General features: G+C 51.5%; 1 pseudogene. It reads left to right on the top strand.

The window, feature by feature from the left end:
* Positions 1–229: pseudogene (locus ACTHS4_RS12780) on the top strand (IS5/IS1182 family transposase); the annotation flags it as partial.

The raw sequence follows: 229 nt of genomic DNA, 5'->3' as shown, positions 1-229 counted from the left end.
TACAGCACCTTATGCCGCTACCGCAACTGGCTGGCGCAAGACGACACCCTGTCCGAATTGCTGGAACTGATTAACCGCTAACTGACTGAAAAAGGCCTAAAAGTAAAGAAAGCATCCGCCGCCGTCATTGACGCCACTATTATTCAAACTGCCGGCAGCAAACAGCGTCAGGCCATAGAAGTCGATGAAGAAGGACAAGTCAGCGGCCAAACCACACCGAGCAAAGACA

The organism is Neisseria sp. P0014.S009 (assembly GCF_051958155.1).
Taxonomy (GTDB): Bacteria; Pseudomonadota; Gammaproteobacteria; order Burkholderiales; family Neisseriaceae; genus Neisseria; species Neisseria flavescens_C.
The sequence above is the reverse complement of the archived record's forward strand: the minus strand, read 5'-3'. Positions and strand labels throughout refer to the sequence as shown.